This is a genomic window from Variovorax sp. 01T439_2, assembly GCF_056398445.1.
In genome coordinates, this window is the sequence record NZ_JBFTPJ010001288.1 from 1 (window position 1) to 1,197 (window position 1,197).

Here is a 1,197-nt window from a genome sequence, read left to right on the forward strand (position 1 = left end):
GGTCCACGCCGTGAAGCCCGAGCCGCATCACCAGATGCCGCAGGCCGCGAGCGCGCACGACACCTTCTGGGACTTCGTCTCGCTCATGCCCGAGTCGACCCACATGCTGATGTGGCACATGTCCGATCGCGCCATTCCGCGCAGCTACCGCATGATGCAGGGCTTTGGCGTGCACACCTTCCGGCTCGTGAACGAGGCCGGCGATTCGGTGTTCTGCAAGTTCCACTGGTCGCCGGTGCTCGGAACGCATTCACTGGTGTGGGACGAGGCCGTGAAGATCTCGGGCGCCGACCCCGACTTCCATCGCCGCGACCTGTGGGAAGCCATCGAGGCCGGGGAGTTTCCGGAATGGGAGCTCGGCCTGCAGATCTTCACCGAGGAAGAGGCCGAGGCCTTCAGCTTCGACGTGCTCGACGCCACCAAGATCGTGCCCGAGGAACTGGTGCCGCTCACGCCCGTGGGGCGCCTGGTGCTCAACCGCAATCCCGACAACTTTTTTGCCGAGACCGAGCAGGTGGCCTTCTGCGCCGCGCACGTGGTGCCGGGCATCGACTTCACCAACGACCCGCTGCTGGCCGGGCGCATCCACTCCTACGTCGACACGCAGATCACGCGCCTGGGCGGGCCGAACTTCCATGAGCTGCCGATCAACGCGCCGATGGCGCAGGTGCACAACAACCAGCGCGACGGCATGCACCGCCAGGCCATCCACCGCGGCCGTGCGGCCTACGAGCCCAACTCGCTGGGCGGCGGCTGTCCGTTCCAGGCCGGGGCTTCGGCCGGCTTCATGACTTTTCCGCAGCGCGCGGAGCAGGACAAGGTGCGCGGCAAGCCCGAGAAGTTTGCCGACCACTACACGCAGGCCACGCTCTTCTTCGAAAGCCAGACGCCCACCGAGCAGGCCCACATCGCGGCGGCGTTCCGCTTCGAGCTCTCCAAGTGCACCGTGCCTGCCGTGCGCGAGCGCATGGTGGCGAGCCTCGTCAATGCATCGCCGCTGCTCGCGCAGCAGGTGGCCGACGGGCTCGGCATTCCGGTGCCGCCTGCGCTGCCTCGCGCACTTGCGCAGCCTGTAAATCCGGAGGTCACGCATTCGCACGCACTGTCGCTCACGGCGCGGCCCGGCGATGGGTCCGTGCGCACGCGCAAGGTGGCGCTGCTGGTGGCGGACGGCGTGCAGGGCGAGCAGATCGCCGC

Annotated in this window: 1 protein-coding gene; it reads left to right on the forward strand. The window is 67.9% G+C overall.

Annotation, left to right across the window (positions count from 1 at the left end):
* On the forward strand, positions 1–1,197 hold a 1,197-nt coding region (locus AC1DOC_RS34355), incomplete at both ends, for a catalase (RefSeq protein ID WP_478131664.1).